The organism is Diaminobutyricimonas aerilata (assembly GCF_002797715.1).
GTDB classification, from domain to species: Bacteria; Actinomycetota; Actinomycetes; order Actinomycetales; family Microbacteriaceae; genus Diaminobutyricimonas; species Diaminobutyricimonas aerilata.
On sequence record NZ_PGFF01000001.1, the window covers coordinates 2,681,856 to 2,697,008 of the forward strand.

The 15,153-nt window shown below is 70.0% G+C and carries 17 protein-coding genes; 10 read left to right on the forward strand and 7 right to left on the reverse strand.

The genetic code is table 11. The annotated features are described in order from the left end of the window. The first annotated feature begins 234 nt into the window (after window positions 1-234). Window positions 235-1,362: a PheS-related mystery ligase SrmL gene (srmL, locus tag CLV46_RS12900; protein WP_100365149.1), complete on the forward strand. Its 1,128-nt coding sequence runs from the start codon at window positions 235-237 to the stop codon at window positions 1,360-1,362. A gap of 71 nt (window positions 1,363-1,433) precedes the next feature. Here srmL and groL read toward each other — a convergent pair whose 3' ends face one another. The 6 genes from groL to CLV46_RS12930 form a co-directional block, all read right to left on the reverse strand. Then, window positions 1,434-3,062: a chaperonin GroEL gene (gene groL, locus CLV46_RS12905; RefSeq protein ID WP_100365150.1), complete on the reverse strand. Its 1,629-nt coding sequence runs from the start codon at window positions 3,060-3,062 to the stop codon at window positions 1,434-1,436. A gap of 203 nt (window positions 3,063-3,265) precedes the next feature. After that, window positions 3,266-3,469 carry a cold-shock protein gene (locus CLV46_RS12910; RefSeq protein ID WP_100365151.1) on the reverse strand — a complete coding sequence of 68 codons (204 nt, stop codon included), beginning with the start codon at window positions 3,467-3,469 and terminating at the stop codon, window positions 3,266-3,268. 269 nt (window positions 3,470-3,738) lie between these two features. Continuing rightward, on the reverse strand, window positions 3,739-4,299 hold the full coding sequence (locus CLV46_RS12915) for a LytR C-terminal domain-containing protein (protein WP_100365152.1): 561 nt from the start codon (window positions 4,297-4,299) through the stop codon (window positions 3,739-3,741). Between the two features lie 5 nt (window positions 4,300-4,304). After that, window positions 4,305-4,610 carry a DUF3263 domain-containing protein gene (locus tag CLV46_RS12920; RefSeq protein ID WP_211282201.1) on the reverse strand — a complete coding sequence of 102 codons (306 nt, stop codon included), beginning with the start codon at window positions 4,608-4,610 and terminating at the stop codon, window positions 4,305-4,307. Between the two features lie 270 nt (window positions 4,611-4,880). Next, window positions 4,881-5,852, reverse strand: a complete 972-nt coding sequence (locus CLV46_RS12925; protein ID WP_100365154.1) for a DUF2332 domain-containing protein — start codon at window positions 5,850-5,852, stop codon at window positions 4,881-4,883. Next, window positions 5,852-6,325: a GNAT family N-acetyltransferase gene (locus CLV46_RS12930; RefSeq protein WP_245866835.1), complete on the reverse strand. Its 474-nt coding sequence runs from the start codon at window positions 6,323-6,325 to the stop codon at window positions 5,852-5,854. The genes CLV46_RS12925 and CLV46_RS12930 overlap by 1 nt, the downstream gene beginning before the upstream one ends. Window positions 6,326-6,383: 58 nt before the next feature. Between CLV46_RS12930 and msrB the strand changes: the two genes are divergently transcribed. Next, a complete protein-coding gene (gene msrB, locus CLV46_RS12935) occupies window positions 6,384-6,782 on the forward strand; it encodes a peptide-methionine (R)-S-oxide reductase MsrB (protein ID WP_100365156.1) in 399 nt (132 codons plus the stop codon). 18 nt (window positions 6,783-6,800) lie between these two features. Continuing rightward, window positions 6,801-7,328 carry a nitroreductase family protein gene (locus tag CLV46_RS12940; RefSeq protein ID WP_100366055.1) on the forward strand — a complete coding sequence of 176 codons (528 nt, stop codon included), beginning with the start codon at window positions 6,801-6,803 and terminating at the stop codon, window positions 7,326-7,328. A gap of 6 nt (window positions 7,329-7,334) precedes the next feature. Here CLV46_RS12940 and CLV46_RS12945 read toward each other — a convergent pair whose 3' ends face one another. Further along, window positions 7,335-8,048: a GntR family transcriptional regulator gene (locus CLV46_RS12945; RefSeq protein WP_100365157.1), complete on the reverse strand. Its 714-nt coding sequence runs from the start codon at window positions 8,046-8,048 to the stop codon at window positions 7,335-7,337. A 165-nt stretch (window positions 8,049-8,213) separates the two neighbouring features. Here CLV46_RS12945 and CLV46_RS12950 point away from each other — a divergent pair, with 165 nt between their 5' ends. From CLV46_RS12950 to CLV46_RS12980, 7 genes are read left to right on the forward strand one after another with little or no spacing between them, the layout of a single operon-like run. After that, window positions 8,214-9,083, forward strand: coding sequence for an NAD(P)-dependent oxidoreductase (locus tag CLV46_RS12950; protein WP_100365158.1), 870 nt, complete (start codon window positions 8,214-8,216; stop codon window positions 9,081-9,083). Next, on the forward strand, window positions 9,080-10,033 hold the full coding sequence (locus CLV46_RS12955) for a carbohydrate ABC transporter permease (RefSeq protein ID WP_100365159.1): 954 nt from the start codon (window positions 9,080-9,082) through the stop codon (window positions 10,031-10,033). The genes CLV46_RS12950 and CLV46_RS12955 overlap by 4 nt, the downstream gene beginning before the upstream one ends. Window position 10,034: 1 nt before the next feature. After that, window positions 10,035-10,919, forward strand: coding sequence for a carbohydrate ABC transporter permease (locus CLV46_RS12960; protein ID WP_100365160.1), 885 nt, complete (start codon window positions 10,035-10,037; stop codon window positions 10,917-10,919). 18 nt (window positions 10,920-10,937) lie between these two features. After that, on the forward strand, window positions 10,938-12,281 hold the full coding sequence (locus CLV46_RS12965) for an ABC transporter substrate-binding protein (RefSeq protein WP_100365161.1): 1,344 nt from the start codon (window positions 10,938-10,940) through the stop codon (window positions 12,279-12,281). A 33-nt stretch (window positions 12,282-12,314) separates the two neighbouring features. Next, window positions 12,315-13,526, forward strand: coding sequence for a CaiB/BaiF CoA transferase family protein (locus tag CLV46_RS12970; RefSeq protein WP_100365162.1), 1,212 nt, complete (start codon window positions 12,315-12,317; stop codon window positions 13,524-13,526). Further along, window positions 13,523-14,293 carry an enoyl-CoA hydratase-related protein gene (locus tag CLV46_RS12975; protein WP_157802328.1) on the forward strand — a complete coding sequence of 257 codons (771 nt, stop codon included), beginning with the start codon at window positions 13,523-13,525 and terminating at the stop codon, window positions 14,291-14,293. Before CLV46_RS12970 ends, CLV46_RS12975 begins: the two co-directional genes overlap by 4 nt. Beyond that, window positions 14,290-15,138, forward strand: coding sequence for an amidohydrolase family protein (locus CLV46_RS12980; RefSeq protein WP_157802329.1), 849 nt, complete (start codon window positions 14,290-14,292; stop codon window positions 15,136-15,138). The genes CLV46_RS12975 and CLV46_RS12980 overlap by 4 nt, the downstream gene beginning before the upstream one ends. The last annotated feature ends 15 nt before the right edge of the window (window positions 15,139-15,153 follow it).

A 15,153-nucleotide genomic window follows, 5' to 3' on the forward strand; every position in this document is an offset into this window, starting at 1 on the left:
AAGCTCATGTCTCCGACAGTAGCGGCCGCCGCCGGAGGACGACAAGGGCTCTGGCGCCTCGGCTTCCGTCGCGGGGTCCGCGCCGTTACGGTGGTCGGCATGACGTATCGCGCCGCACGATTTCTGCGCCCCCGACCGGTCCCCGGTCGTGTGGGCCTGATCGCGCGCGCGTAGGTCCCGCGCCGAGCCGCTCGGGGGTGTCTCCTCGAACCGACTCGACACGAAGGACCTGCCATGCCCCACCTCTCCTCCCGCGAACTCGCGGACGCCCTCGCCCTGCGTGACCTCAGCGACCCTGCCCGTGGGGCCCACGCGATGCAGACACTGCTCGACGCGGTCATCGATGCGGCCGCATCGGTGACCGTCGACCGGCCGCATATCCGTCTCGTGAGGGACTCGCCGCTCGTTCCCGTGGCCGACAATTACGACCGGCTCGGATTCCCGATCGCCGACGTCACCCGAGACCGCCGCTACACCCGGTACGTCAGTGACCGGGTCATGCTCCGCAGCCACACGTCCGCCGCGATCCCCGGTCTGCTCGACCGGCTGGCGACGCTGCCGGAACCGGCGCACGACGACCTCATCGTGCTGCCCGGGCTCGTCTACCGCCGGGACTCGATCGACCGCACCCACGTCGGCGAGCCGCATCAGGTGGACCTGTGGCGCCTGTCGTCCCGCGCCCGCTTCGGCGTCGACGAGTTGCTCGCGCTGGCCGGCGCGATCGTGCAGGCCGTCTTCCCGGGCGCCGAGTGGCGCGCGGAACCCGCCACCCACCCGTACACCCGGGACGGGCGGCAGATCGACGTGCGCATCGACGGGGAGTGGCTCGAGCTCGCCGAGTGCGGAGTCGTCGCCGACCACCTGTGGACCGGTGCGGGGCTCGACCCTGCCCGGTGGTCCGGCCTCGCCCTCGGGATGGGACTCGACCGTGCGCTCATGCTGCGCAAGGGCATCCCCGACATCCGGGTGCTGCGGTCGGTCGATCCGAGGGTGCAGCGCCAGCTGCTCGACCTCGAGCCGTGGCGACCGGTCTCGATCATGCCGCCGTTGCGGCGGGATCTCTCGATCGTGGTCGACGGGCTCGACGACGCGGAGACCCTCGGCGATCGCGTGCGGTCCGCGCTCGGCGCAGACGCGGACGACCTCGAATCGATCGAGCTGCTCGCGCTCACCCCGTGGGCGGACCTGCCGGAGTCCGCTCGGGACCGCCTGGCCCTGCGGCCCGATCAGGCGAACGCGCTCGTTCGTCTCACCCTGCGTCCGCTCGACCGCACGCTCACCGATCCGGAGGCCAACCGCATCCGCGACCGGGTGTACCGGGTGTTGCACCGCGGTCCCGTGCTCGAGCTGATCGCCGGGTGACGTGCGGGCGGGTTAACGCCGTGTGGGCGGCTCCCCGAAGGGAACCGCCCACACGTGGTGTTGCGACTGGATCAGAAGTCCATGCCACCGCTCGGGTCGCCGACCGGAGCCGGGTTCTTCTCCGGCTTGTCGGCCACGACGGCCTCGGTGGTGAGGAACAGACCGGCGATCGACGCCGCGTTGAGCAGCGCCGAACGGGTGACCTTCACCGGGTCGTTGATGCCCGCCTCGAGCATGTCGACGTACTCACCGGTCGCGGCGTTGAGGCCCTGGCCGGCGGGGAGGTTGCGCACCTTGTCGACCACGACGCCCGGCTCGAGACCGGCGTTGAGGGCGATCTGCTTCAGCGGAGCGTCGATCGCGACACGCACGATGTTCGCACCCGTCGCCTCGTCACCGACGAGACCGGTGATCGCGTCGCCCTGGAACGCCTTGAGGCCGGCCTGGATGAGGGCCACGCCACCACCGGCGACGATGCCCTCCTCGACGGCGGCCTTCGCGTTGCGCACGGCGTCCTCGATGCGGTGCTTGCGCTCCTTGAGCTCGACCTCGGTCGCGGCACCCGCCTTGATGACGGCCACGCCGCCGGCGAGCTTCGCGAGGCGCTCCTGGAGCTTCTCGCGGTCGTAGTCGCTGTCGGTGTTGTCGATCTCGGCACGGATCTGACGCACGCGACCGGCGATCTGCTCGCTGTCGCCGGCGCCCTCGACGATCGTGGTCTCGTCCTTGGTCACGACGACCTTGCGGGCGCGACCGAGCAGGTCGAGGGTCGTGTTCTCGAGCTTGAGACCGATCTCCTCGCTGATGACGGCACCACCGGTGAGGATGGCGATGTCCTGCAGCATGGCCTTGCGGCGGTCGCCGAAGCCGGGGGCCTTGACGGCGACCGACTTGAAGATGCCGCGGATCTTGTTGAGCACGAGCGTCGCGAGCGCCTCACCGTCGATGTCCTCGGCGATGATGAGCAGCTGCTTGTTGGCCTGGATGACCTTGTCGACGACCGGCAGGAGGTCCTTGATCGCGGAGATCTTGGAGTTGACGATCAGGATGTACGGGTCTTCGAAGACCGCTTCCTGACGCTCCGGGTCGGTGACGAAGTAGGGGTTGATGAAGCCCTTGTCGAAGCGCATACCCTCGGTGAGCTCGAGCTCGGTGCCGAAGGTGTTCGACTCCTCGACGGTGACGACACCCTCCTTGCCCACCTTGTCGATGGCCTCGGCGATGAGCGCACCGATGGTCTCGTCGGCGGCCGAGATCGACGCGGTGGCGGCGATCTCCTCCTTGGTCTCGACCTCCTTGGCGCTCGCGATGAGCGCGTCGGAGACGGCCTGGGTGGCCTTCTCGATGCCGCGCTTGAGGCTGATGGGGTCGGCGCCGGCCGCGACGTTGCGCAGGCCCTCGCGGACGAGCGCCTGGGCGAGCACGACCGAGGTCGTGGTGCCGTCTCCGGCGACGTCGTCGGTCTTCTTGGCGACCTCCTTGACGAGCTCCGCACCGATCTTCTCGTACGGGTCGTCGAGCTCGATCTCCTTGGCGATCGAAACGCCGTCGTTCGTGATGGTGGGGGCGCCCCACTTCTTCTCCAGGACGACGTTGCGTCCACGCGGTCCGAGCGTGACCTTGACGGCGTCGGCCAGGGTGTTGAGGCCGCGCTCGAGGCCGCGGCGGGCCTCTTCGTCGAAAGCGATGATCTTAGCCATGTGTGTTCCTCGTCCCTCCCGGACGTATGAATCAGCGTGAGGTTGGCACTCAGCAGAAACGAGTGCTAACTGATTCTGGCACTCCCCATGACCGAGTGCAAGTGAGGGTACCCGGCCCCGTTCACCGCCCGCAGGGCCGGGAAACGAAGAACGCCGCCCGCGGCAGCGGACGGCGTTCGACGAGGTTCAGTCGGGGTTCGCGCTCAGGCGAGGCGAACCGACTCGGCCTGCGGCCCCTTCGATCCGGTACCCACCTCGAAGACGACCTGCTGGCCCTCTTCGAGGACCTTGTAGCCGCTCATGTCGATCGCGGAGTAGTGGACGAACACGTCCTGGCCTCCGCCCTCGACGGTGATGAAGCCGAAGCCCTTCTCTGCGTTGAACCACTTCACGGTCCCAGTCGCCATGGTGTTGCTCCCTGCTGCTGCGGTGCTGCGTAGTGCGTGCGGCCCGTGCGGAATCGCCAGTGCCGGGTCGACGCGGGCCGCAACCCGCACCCCTCCGGCCCGCTGGCGGATGCGGGTGCTCTGCCTTTCGCGCGCCGGATGGGCGACCAAGCCAGATGCTAACGGAGCGATGTGTCGCCAACAGGCCCGAAAACCCCAGATGACGCCGTGCTCACGACAATTCAACAAGAATTAAACACGGGCGTAACACCCGGGCCATGAAGCGGCGCCTATTCGGCTCGATCGGCGCCTAACACGACGGTCACCGGGGCACCGGGGTACGCGTCGGAGAGCTGCACGTCGCCCGGTTCGCCGATCGCCGCGAGGATGCCGCGGGCGATGCCCTCGAACTGCTCGCCGTTGTAGAAGACGATCGTGTCGGGGAAATCGCGGTCGGCCGCCGTGTTGCGCGCGCCCACGGGCCAACCCTGCTCCTCGAGGGTGTCGCCGATCTGCTCGTCGAGCTCGTCGACGGGGCTCGCGTTGAGCACGGTGATGGTGAGTCCGAGCGCGGGGTCGATCGCCGAAGGATCCGTCACCGGCTCCGCGGTCGCAGGCGGAGCCTCGGTGGGGGGAGGCGAACTCTCCCCCGCGAGGGAGGGCAGGTCGAACCGGAAGCTGTCGTTGACGAGCGCGAGTCCGATGACGCCGACGAGCACGAGCACACCGGTCGCGAGCGCCGCCCAGGCGAACCGGATCCATCCGCGCCCCTTGCGCGCCGGCGCCCGATGAGCGCCCACCCGCGGCAGGGTCGGGATGTCGTCGAATTCGTCTCTCGGGAACTTGGCCATGGTCCTCAGCGCTCGTCGAAGGGGCGACCCGCGCCGCCGTCGGCACCGAACACGCGGGTGCCGCGGGCGGCGGTGCGGGCATCGCGAAGGCGACGCAGCCGTCCGACGAGCATCGGGTCGTAGCGAACGGCGTCGACGTCGTCGATCAGGCCGTTCAGCAGTTGATAGTAGCGGGCGGGCGTGAGAGAGAACCGCTCGCGGATGGCCGCCTCCTTCGCCCCGACGTGACGCGACCACTCGCGTTCGAAGTCGAGGATGCGGCGGTCGCGCTCACTGAGCGTGTCCGGCGCGCGTTCGGGTACGGCTCCCATCCGCGTCATCGTAGAACCGCTCGACATCCCCGTCGCGGCGGCGCGCCCGCGCGCCCCGGATGCGCCGCGCTACAGCTCCATCCGCGCTACAGATCCGCGCTCACGCGACAACGTCGATCCGACGCGCTACACAACCGTGCGTGCGCCACACCTTCTTCTGCCGCACGAGCGCGATTGTGTAGCGGCACCGGTCAGCGCCGTGGCGGGATCGGGCGGCCCGGTCAGTCGAGGGTGCGGCGGCCCGACTCCGGCGGGGCGGCGGCGCGCGGGTCAGGCGGGGATGCGGCGCAGGGTCTCGCCGTGCGGTTCCGCGAAGGCGAGCGGATGCCCGTCGAGCGCGAGCAGGAACGGCGCGTCGGAGGGCGGTACGGCGGCCGGCGCCGTGTCGGGGTAGAGGCCGGCGAACTCGAGGCTCACCCAGTGCACCCCGAGTCGGCGCACCTCCTCCCGGAACCGCTCCCGGCGAGCGCGCGGCAGGTAGGCGAGCACGCCCGTCGTGACGACGACGGGCGCCGCGTCGTCCGGCACCTCGGCGACGAGCCGGGCGAGGTCGTCGACCGCGTCGCCGCGCTCGACCACCACCGGATCCTGTGCGGCGATGCCGAGCGCGGCGTCCAGTCGCCCCCGCCGCTCCGGCTCGTCCGCCGGCAGCAGCGCACGCAGCCACGCCGCGTCGGCCGGGTCGGCCGCGTCGAGCGGCGCGCGGTCGATGCCGCGCCGCCACACCACCTGCGGCAACCCCGCCGGCGGCGCGACCGCGCCGTCCGTCGCGCAATCGAGCACCAGTCGGGAGTCGCCGACCACGGGCCCGCCGATCACGGGCCCGCCGATCACGGGCCCGCCGTCGTAGCGGTAGGCGTAGCGGTCGAGCTGCAGGCACAACCCGGCCGCGGCGCCGACCTCGATGATTGCGAGCGGCCAGTCGATCCGCGCGAGTGCGGGCAGCAGCGCGGCGCACCGACCCGGTTCGTTCGTCTGCGTCGCGCGCACGAGCGCCTCCGCCTCGACCTCCGCCCACCGCGTCAGAAGCCGCTCGCGCAGCTCCGGCCACGAGGCATCCGCCCAGCCGCGCAGCCGCGCGCACGCGAAGACGAGCGCGGGCTGTCGACGCTGGTCCGGCAGCCGGTCGATGAGCGCGAGCACCTCGTCGTCGGCCGCGACACCCTCCGCCCACGCCGCGGTGAGCGGCGAACGGCGTCGCATCTCGTCGGCGAACCGGCGGTACCACGCCGCGGTCTCCATCAGCGGGGAAGCGTCGAGTCGGCGGGACGGTACATCGAGATGTGCTGGATACCCGCCTCGTCATAGGCCTCGCCGAAGGCCGCGAACCCGAACCGTTCGTACACCCCGCGCACCGCGACTTGCGCGTGCAGCATCATCGCGAGGCGTCCATGACGCCGTATTACCTCGTCGAGCAGGTCGCGCGCGAGGCCCTCGCCGCGCCGATCGGCGCGCACGACGACCCGCCCGACGACGAGGTGCGCGTCACGGTGTTCGGGCACCGGATCCACGAGAACCCGCAGGTAGGCGGCCGCTCCCTGGTCGTCGGCGATCCACACGTGCTGCGTGGCGGGTTCCAGATCGCGGAAGTCGAGCTCGGTCTCGTCGACCCTCTGCTCGACCAGGAACACATCGGTTCTCAGTTTGAGGATCGAATAGAGTTCCCGGGTCGTGAGTTCGCTCCACGGGCGGACCATGAGGGAACGTTCGGGCACGCCCGCGAGTTTATTCTGACGAAGGATGTCCCTTCGCTAGGAGAGGAAACCGACCACCATGGGTTACAAGGTCGAGAAGAGCGAGCAGGAGTGGCGCGAGGAGCTGTCCCCGGAGCAGTTCGCGGTGCTGCGCCAGTCCGCCACCGAGCGGGCATGGACGGGTGAGCTGCTCGACGAGTCGCGCGCCGGTCTCTACACGTGTGCCGCGTGCAACGCGGAGCTGTTCAAGAGCGGCACGAAGTTCGATTCCGGATGCGGTTGGCCGAGCTTCTACGAGTCGGTGCGGCCGGAGGCGGTTCAGCTCATCGAGGACACGAGCCTCGGCATGGTCCGCACCGAGGTGCGCTGCGCGAACTGCGGTTCGCACCTGGGTCACGTGTTCGACGACGGATTCGGCACGCCGACGGGTGACCGCTACTGCATGAACTCCCTCGCGCTGAACTTCGAGGCCGAGTAGGTGACGGCCGCCGAGGCGATGCTTCGGCGCCGGTCGCAATCCCGTGTGACTCCGGACGCCCCGGACACCGCGGAGATCGTGCGCCTCACCGAGGTCGCCGCGACGATGGCCGACTACGGCTCGCTGCGGCCGTGGCGGTTGATCGAACTGCGCGGTGACGCCCGGGCACGCCTCGGCGCCGCTTTCGTGGAGGCGTCGTCGGCCGAGGGCAAGCACGCGGAGAAACTCGCGGGCAAACCGTTGCGCGCGTCCCTGCTCATCGCGGTCGTCGCGAGCCGGCAGGAGAACTTCAAGGTGCACGCGTGGGAGCAGGACATCGCCGCGGCCGGCGTGGGCCACGCGCTCAATCTGCTGCTGCACGAGGCCGGCTGGGGCGCCATGTGGCGTTCCGGCCCGCTCACCCGTACCGATCCGGTGCGCCGGATGCACGGACTGGCCGACAACGAGGAGCTGCTCGGCTGGCTCTACGTCGGCGGTCTGACCGAGAAGCCGAGCCCCGACCGAAAGCCGGCGCCGGTGGAGAGCCTCGTCACCACCCTGCGGTAGCGCGCGTCACCCGGCGGTCGGGTCGGAGTCGGTGAGCGAGAGCGACGGCTCCTTCTCGAATGACCGCTCACCGTGCACGGCGAGTTCGGCGAGCGCCGCCTCCTTGTCGCCCGACTCGACGAGTCGGAGCAGGTGGCGGTGCCGGCCGACGTGCTCGTGCAGGTCTTCGTAATAGCGCTCCCGCGCGATGAGGTTGCGCGACATGCACAGCAGCAGCTGCTGCTGCACGGAGGCGTAGAGCTCCTCGAGCCGCCGATGACGGGCGATGCGGATGAGCGCGGAGTGGAACAGGTAGCCGGCCTGCACGAGCGCACCCCGGTCCTCGGCGTCCGCACACCGCTCCATCTCGTCGAGCGCGCGCCGGGCGGGATCCAGCAGCGCGTCATCGGCGACCGGGATGCCGAGTTCGAAGGCCATGCGTTCGAAGGTGGAGCGCAGGGTGAGGATCTCGAAGACGTCTTCCTCATCGAGCGTCGCGACGAACGCACCACGCCGGGGCCGCGTCGAGACGAGACCCTCGGTCTCGAGCACCCGCAGTGCCTCGCGCAGCGGGGGCCGGCTGATGGCGAGGTCCTCGGTGAGCCGCTCCTCGATGAGCCGCTCCCCCGGTTGCAGCTCGCCCGCGAGGATCTTCTTGCGGATGGCGTCCGCGGCGAGCACCACCAGACTCGGTGCCTCCAGGCCCACGCCCGGATCCCTGCCTACGTCGCTGCGCCTCATGGTTCCTCCTCGGGGCTCACAGCCTCCCGGATGGGAGCGCTCCCCTTCAAGAGGCGCTCCCGAAATCGGACTATTGCATTCTGACTACGGTCTGTTGTAGACAATATACGCCGCACCGCGTCCGTCGGGCAGCACCGTAGCAACACTCAAAGTCGAGGAGAAGCGTTGACATCGTCGTCCGCCGTGATCGTGGGTCTGGGTAACCTCGGCTCCCCGCTCGCCTCCCGACTGCTCGAGGTCGGGTGGGATGTCGCCGTGCTCGACACGGCCGAGGAACGCGTCGCCGAGCTGCGCGGCGAGGGCGCCCGCGAGATCGACGTCGCCGACCTCGGCCGCGAACCGCTCGTCTGCTTCGTCGTGCCGGGCGAGCAGGCGATCCGTTCGGTGCTCGAGCGCGTCGAGGGCCCCCTCGAGGGACTCGTCGTCGTGATCAGCACCCTCGCCCCGCAGACGGCGATCGACGTGGCAGCGACCCTCGCCGAGCGCGGTGCGCGGATGATCGACGCGCCCGTCAGCGGCGGGGCCGACCGGGCCCGCGCCGGCGAACTCACCGTGCTCGTCGGCGGCGCCGACGAGCACGTGGCCGACGCCCGACCGCTGCTCGACGCGATCGGGGACACCGTGCTGCACGTCGGACCGGTCGGCGCGGGATCGGCGGCCAAGCTCGCCAACCAGCTCGTCACGTTCGCGTCGCTCGGCGCCGTGCTCGAGGCCGCCCGGCTCGCGGACGCGTACGGCGTCGCCGAGTCGACCGTCATCGAGGCCCTCGGCACCGCGACCGGGGACACATGGGTCGGCCGCACGTGGGGGTTCTACGACGACCTCGCCGCCGACTACGACCGACGCGACGTGCCCGACGACGACCGGCCGTGGGTGAAGGACCTCGCCGCCGTGCGAGCCGCGGCCTCCGGCGCGGGACTCGAGGTCCCGGTCGCCGACGTGCTCTCCCGCACGCTCGCCGACGACATCCGCACCCACGCGCAGCGGTCCCGGCAGACCGATTCCGAAGGCGCACAGGAAGGCGCAGACGCATGACCGAACGACTCGCCCCGGGCATCATGGCCGATGCCCCCGGACGCCGCTGGAGCCGCGGCACCAAGAACGCCGCGAAACGGCGGGAGGCCGGCGTCGCCGCGCTCTTCCTCACCCCGTGGATGCTCGGCCTCGTGCTGCTCACCCTCGGACCGATGCTCTACTCGCTCTACCTCGCGTTCACCGACTACGACCTGCTCTCGCCGCCGCGCTGGGTCGGGCTCGACAACTTCACCGCGATGGCGAGCGATCCGCGCTTCCTCGCCTCGGCGGGGGTCACGTTCGCCTACGTCGCCGTGTCGGTGCCGCTGCTGCTGGTCATCTCGATGCTCGTGGCGCTGCTGCTCAACACGAAGATGCGCTTCCTCACCGGATACCGCGCGCTGTTCTATCTGCCCTCGCTGCTCGGCGCGAGCGTCGCGATCGCCGCGCTGTGGCGGCAGGTGTTCGGCGACGAGGGACTCCTCAATGCCGCCCTCGCGATCTTCGGCATCGAGCACGGCAGCTGGGTGGGCGATCCGAGCACGGCCCTCGGCACGATCGTCGTGCTCTCGGTGTGGGCCTTCGGCTCGACGATGATCATCTTCCTCGCCGGGCTCCGCCAGGTGCCGAGCGAGCTGTACGAGGCCGCCGCCGTCGACGGGGCGGGCCGCATCCGCCGGTTCTTCAGCATCACCGTGCCGATGCTCACGCCGCTCATCTTCTTCAACGCGCTCATGGGCACCATCAACGCCTTCCAGGCGTTCACCGGCGCCTACGTCATCAGCGGCGGCACCGGCGGGCCGGTCAACTCGACCCTCTTCTACACGCTCTACCTCTACCAGCGCGGCTTCGCGCAGCTCGACATGGGCTACGCCTCCGCGATGGCCTGGCTGCTCGTGCTCGTGCTGGCCGTCTTCACCGCCCTCTTCTTCTGGAGCGCGCGGTACTGGGTGTTCTACGGAGACAAGTGACATGACGACGACGTCGATCCGGATGCCCCGGCGCATCTTCCCCACCACGGTCGTGAAGCATCCCGTGCTGTTCGGGATCGTGCGGCACACCCTGCTGGTCTGCCTGCTGGTCGTGCTGCTCTATCCGCTGCTGTGGATGGTGGCCGCGTCGTTCCGGCCGAACAACGAGATCTTCAACGGGCTCGGTCTCTTCACCGGCAACTTCACGCTCGACAACTACGTGAACGGATGGGGTGCCGGCCAGCTCGGCTTCTCGCAGTACTTCCTCAACTCGTTCCTCGTGACGGCGCTGTCGATCGTCGGCAACCTGATCTCCTGCTCGCTCACCGCCTACGCCTTCGCCCGGCTCGAGTTCCCGTTCAAGCGCACCCTGTTCGCGATCCTGCTCGGCACGATGCTGCTGCCGTACCACGTGACCCTCGTGCCGCAGTACATCCTGTTCAACGAGCTCGACTGGATCAACACGTACCTGCCGCTCGTGGTGCCGAAGTTCCTCGGCACGGAGGCGTTCTTCATCTTCCTGATGGTGCAGTTCATCCGCACCCTCCCCCGCGAGCTCGACGAGTCCGCCCGCCTCGACGGCGCGGGGCACTTCGGGATCTTCGCGCGCATCATCATGCCGCTCGCGCTCCCGGCGATCGGCACCACCGCGATGTTCACCTTCATCGCGAGTTGGAACGACTTCCTCGGCCCGCTGCTCTACGTCAACCGGGCCGACCTGCAGACGGTGCCCCTGGCACTCCAGACGTTCCTCGACTCCACGGGGGAGAACGCCTTCGGTGAATTGTTCGCGATGTCGACACTGTCGCTCGCGCCGATCGTCGGCTTCTTCATCGTGTCTCAGCGACTGCTCATCGAGGGCATCGCGACCACCGGAATGAAGTAAGGAAAGGACGGCAACACGATGAAGTGGACCAGACGCGGACTGGGGGCGCTCGCGCTCGGAACGAGCGCGCTCCTCCTGGCCGGCTGCAGCGGCGGAGGCGGCAACGCCGGCGGTGGGGGCGGCGGCGACGCCGTCGACGGCACCGGCGAGGTCACCGGCGCGATCGAGATCGCCTGGTGGGGCGGCGACGCGCGCAACGAGAAGACCAACGCGGTCATCGACATGTTCGAAGAGGCGAACGAGGGCGTGACGGCGAACGGGCAGTCCGCCGACTTCCAGGGCTACTTCGACCGGCTGAATGTGCAGGCGGCGAGCAAGAGCCTGCCGTGCGCGGTGCAGCTGCAGGGCCGCCAGGTGAACGATTACACCTCGCGCGACCTGCTGCTGCCGCTCGACCCGATGATCGAGGCGGGCGTCATCGACGTGAGCGACATCCCCGAGGCCGTCGTCGACACGGGACGCGGGCCCGACGGCAACCTCTACTTCCTGCCGTACGGCGCCGCGTACGACGCCGTGGGCGTCAACACGACGCTCGCCCAGCAGGCCGGCGTCGAACTCCCCGCCGAGGGCTACGACTGGGACGACTTCGTCACGTTCCTCGAGGATGCGGCCGAGAACCTGCCCGAGGGCACCCGCGCGATCGACAGCAACGGCGGCCGGCCGAACTTCTTCATCGGCTGGACGCAGGCGAACGGCAAGACGCTGTTCGACGAGGACGGCAAGCTCGGCTTCACCGAGGACGACCTCGTCGAGTACTGGACGATGTGGGAGGACCTGCGCGCCGCGGGCGTGACCGAGACCGCGGAGCGTACGGCCGAGGAACCGTCCGGGCCCGACCAGGGGTACTTCGCGAACGGGCAGCTCATGACCGACACGATCCCGGGCAACGCCCTCACCCCCGTCACGGCGGTGCTCGACGGCAAGGGACAGGGCCACGAGGTCACGACGATCCCCTACCCGAGCGGCGCCGAGGGGTCGGGCAACGCCCTCTACCCGTCCGGCTTCGCGATCCCCCGCTCGTGCGACAACGTGCCGACGGCCGCGGCGTTTGTGAACTTCTTCACCAACGACCTCGACGCGGGACTCGTGTTCGCCTCCGACAACGGCGCCGCCACCAACACCAAGGTGCTCGAGGCGCAGCTGGCCGACCCGGCCCTGTCGGAGACGAAGAAGCACGAGCTGGAGCTGTTCCAGCGGATCGTCGAGAACGACCCGCCCTCGATCGTGTTCCCTCCCGGATACCAGGCGACCTTCGAGGCCGCGTTCCGTCAGGCCTACGAGCAGGTCGCATTCGGCCGCCAGTCGGTCGAAGAGGCCGCCGCTTCGTTCATCGCCGAGGCGAACGCCGGCCTCGGCAGCTGACCGGCGACCGACGAGCGAGAGGCCCGACTGTTCATGACCGACACCGACAACGACCCCCGGACTCCGGACCGGGCCGCCTTGGAGGGCATCCGGGTGCTCGATCTGAGCCAGGTGATGTCCGGTCCGTTCTGCACCATGATGCTCGCGGATCTCGGCGCCGACGTGATCAAGATCGAGAACCCCCAACAGGGCGATCAGACCCGTAAGTCGTGGGGGTACTCGGTCATCGGCGAGGACAGTCGGGCCTTCCTCTCGCTCAACCGCAACAAGCGCAGCGTCAGCCTGGACCTCAAGGATCCGGCCGGGCTCGAGCGGTTCCTCGCCCTCGCGGCCGAGGCCGACGTGGTCATCGAGAACTTTCGGCCGGGCGTCGCCGCCCGGCTGGGGGTGCACTACGACGCGGTGCGGGCCGTCAACCCGCGCATCGTCTATGCGAGCATCTCGGGCTTCGGCCAGACGGGTCCGTACTCGGCGTACCCGGGCTACGACCTCATCGCCCAGGCGATGACCGGGGTGATGAGCGTGATGGGCGAGCCGGACGGCCCTCCCGTGAAGTCCGCCATCCCGATCGCCGACCTCGGCGCCGGCATGTTCGCGACGATCGGCATCCTCGCCGCACTGCTCGCCCGCGGGGAGGACGGCGAGGGGCAGTACCTCGAGACGTCCCTGTTCGAGTCGGCGCTCGCGATGTCGGTGTGGGAGTCGACCGAGTACTGGTCGACCGGTGAGAGCCCGCGGCCGCTCGGTTCGGCGAACCGCATGTCGGCGCCGTACCAGGCGGTGGCCACGAGCGACGGCTACCTCACCATCGGGGCGAACAACGAGAAGCTCTGGCGGGGACTGTGCGCCGTGCTGGAGGCGCCCGAGCTCGTCGACGACGCGCGCTTCGCCGACAACAACCAGCGGATGGCGCACCGCACCGAGCTGATCGAGGAGCTCGAACGCCGGTTCGCCACCCGCACGACCGACGAATGGGTGAGCGCGCTGCTCGACGCCGGCGTGCCCGCGGGCCCCATCCGCGACTACAAGCAGGTGCTCACCTCCGATCCGCACGTGAAGGCGCGCGGGATGATCGCGAGCTTCCAGCACCCGGTCGAGGGCGAGACGCAAGTGCTCGCCTCGCCGCTCAAGCTCTCCCGCACGCCGGTGAGCGTGCGGTCCGCTCCCCCGCTGCTCGGGCAGCACACCGACGAGGTGTTCGCCGAGTGGCTGCCGCGGGTGACCACCGCGTCGGAGGACGCGTGAGCGGAGCAGCGGTGCACGTCGAGCACGCGGGGGGTGTGTCGACGTTCCGGATCTCGAACCCCGGCAAGCGCAACGCCTTCACCTGGACGATGTACGAGCAGCTCGAACGCGGCGTGCGTGAGCTGCCCGCGTCGACGCGCGCCGTCGTGCTGCGCGGGGACGCGGAGGACGGCTTCGCGGCGGGCACCGACATCCGCCAGTTCAGCGGATTCTCGGGCCAGGACGGCCTCGAGTACGAGCGCACGGTCGGGCGGGTGCTCGACGCGGTGCTCGCGGTCGAGGTGCCCGTCATCTCGCTCGTGCAGCGCACCGCCGTGGGCGCGGGACTCGCACTCGCGTGCTGCAGCGACGTCGTGATCGCCGAACGCGGCGCCCTCTTCGGCGCTCCGATCGCCCGCACACTCGGCAATTGCATCCCGGCCGCCGTGTTCGCGCGGCTGCGGGCGCGCGCCGGCGAGGCGAACGCCCTCACGATGATGCTGACCGCGACCCTCATCCCCGCGGAACGGCTCGAGGGCACGGGATTCGTGTTCCGTGCCGTGGAGGCGGGCGAGCTCGACGCGCACGCCGACGAACTGGTGCGCCGCATCCTCAGCTCCGCGCCTCTCACCCTGCGTGCGCTCAAGGAGATGAACCGCCGCATCACGGCCGCCGTGCCCGTGCCGGAGGCCGACGACCTGCTGCTCGAGTGCTACGGCAGCGCCGACTTCGCCGAGGGCGTGTCCGCGTTCCTCGACGGCCGACGACCCGAATGGAGTGGACGATGACCCGCACGATCGACGCGCACCAGCACTTCTGGCGCACCGCCGCACAGGAGCAGCCGTGGCGCACGGACGCGCACGCCGCCCTCGAGCGCGACTTCCTCTACGACGACCTCGTGCCGGAGCTCGACGCCGCCGGCGTCGACGCGACCGTCGTGATGCAGTCGGTCGACGAGCCGGCGGAGAACGACCGGCTCGCCGAGTTCGCCGCGGAGGGGCGGATCGCCGGCATCGTCGCGTGGCTCGATGTGCGCAGCGGCACCGCCGCCCTCGCGGAGCTGGAGCGGCGGAGCCTGCCGAAGCTCAGCGGGGTGCGGTGCCTCGTCGCGAAGGACCCGCTGCACTGGCTCGGCGACGCGGACGTGCTCGCGCTCTTCCGCGAACTCGCCGCGCGCGGGCTCGCCTGGGACGTCGTGCCCATCACGATCGACCAGGTGCGCGCCGTCACGACACTCGCCCGGGCCGTGCCCGACCTGCAGATCGTCGTCGACCACCTCGGGCGTCCGCCGCTCGACACCGGCGGCTGGGATCCGTGGGCGTCGCACCTGACCGAGCTCGCGCAGTCGCCGAACGTGGCCGTCAAGGTCTCGATCGGCATCGACGCCCTCACGGCGTGGAACGCATGGGACCGGGAGGCGATCCGCCCCTACGTCGAGCAGGTGGTCGCGGCGTTCGGCCCTTCGCGGCTCATGCTCGGCAGCAACTGGCCGGTCGTGCTGCTGCGCGCGAGCTACCGCGACGCGTGGACCGACCTCCGCTCGCTCGCGTTCGACCTCGTGCCCGACGAGACCGGGCGGGCCGAGCTGCTCGGCGGGACCGCCGAACGCGTCTACCACCTCGGGGAGGTGTGATCCCGCCCCACCGTC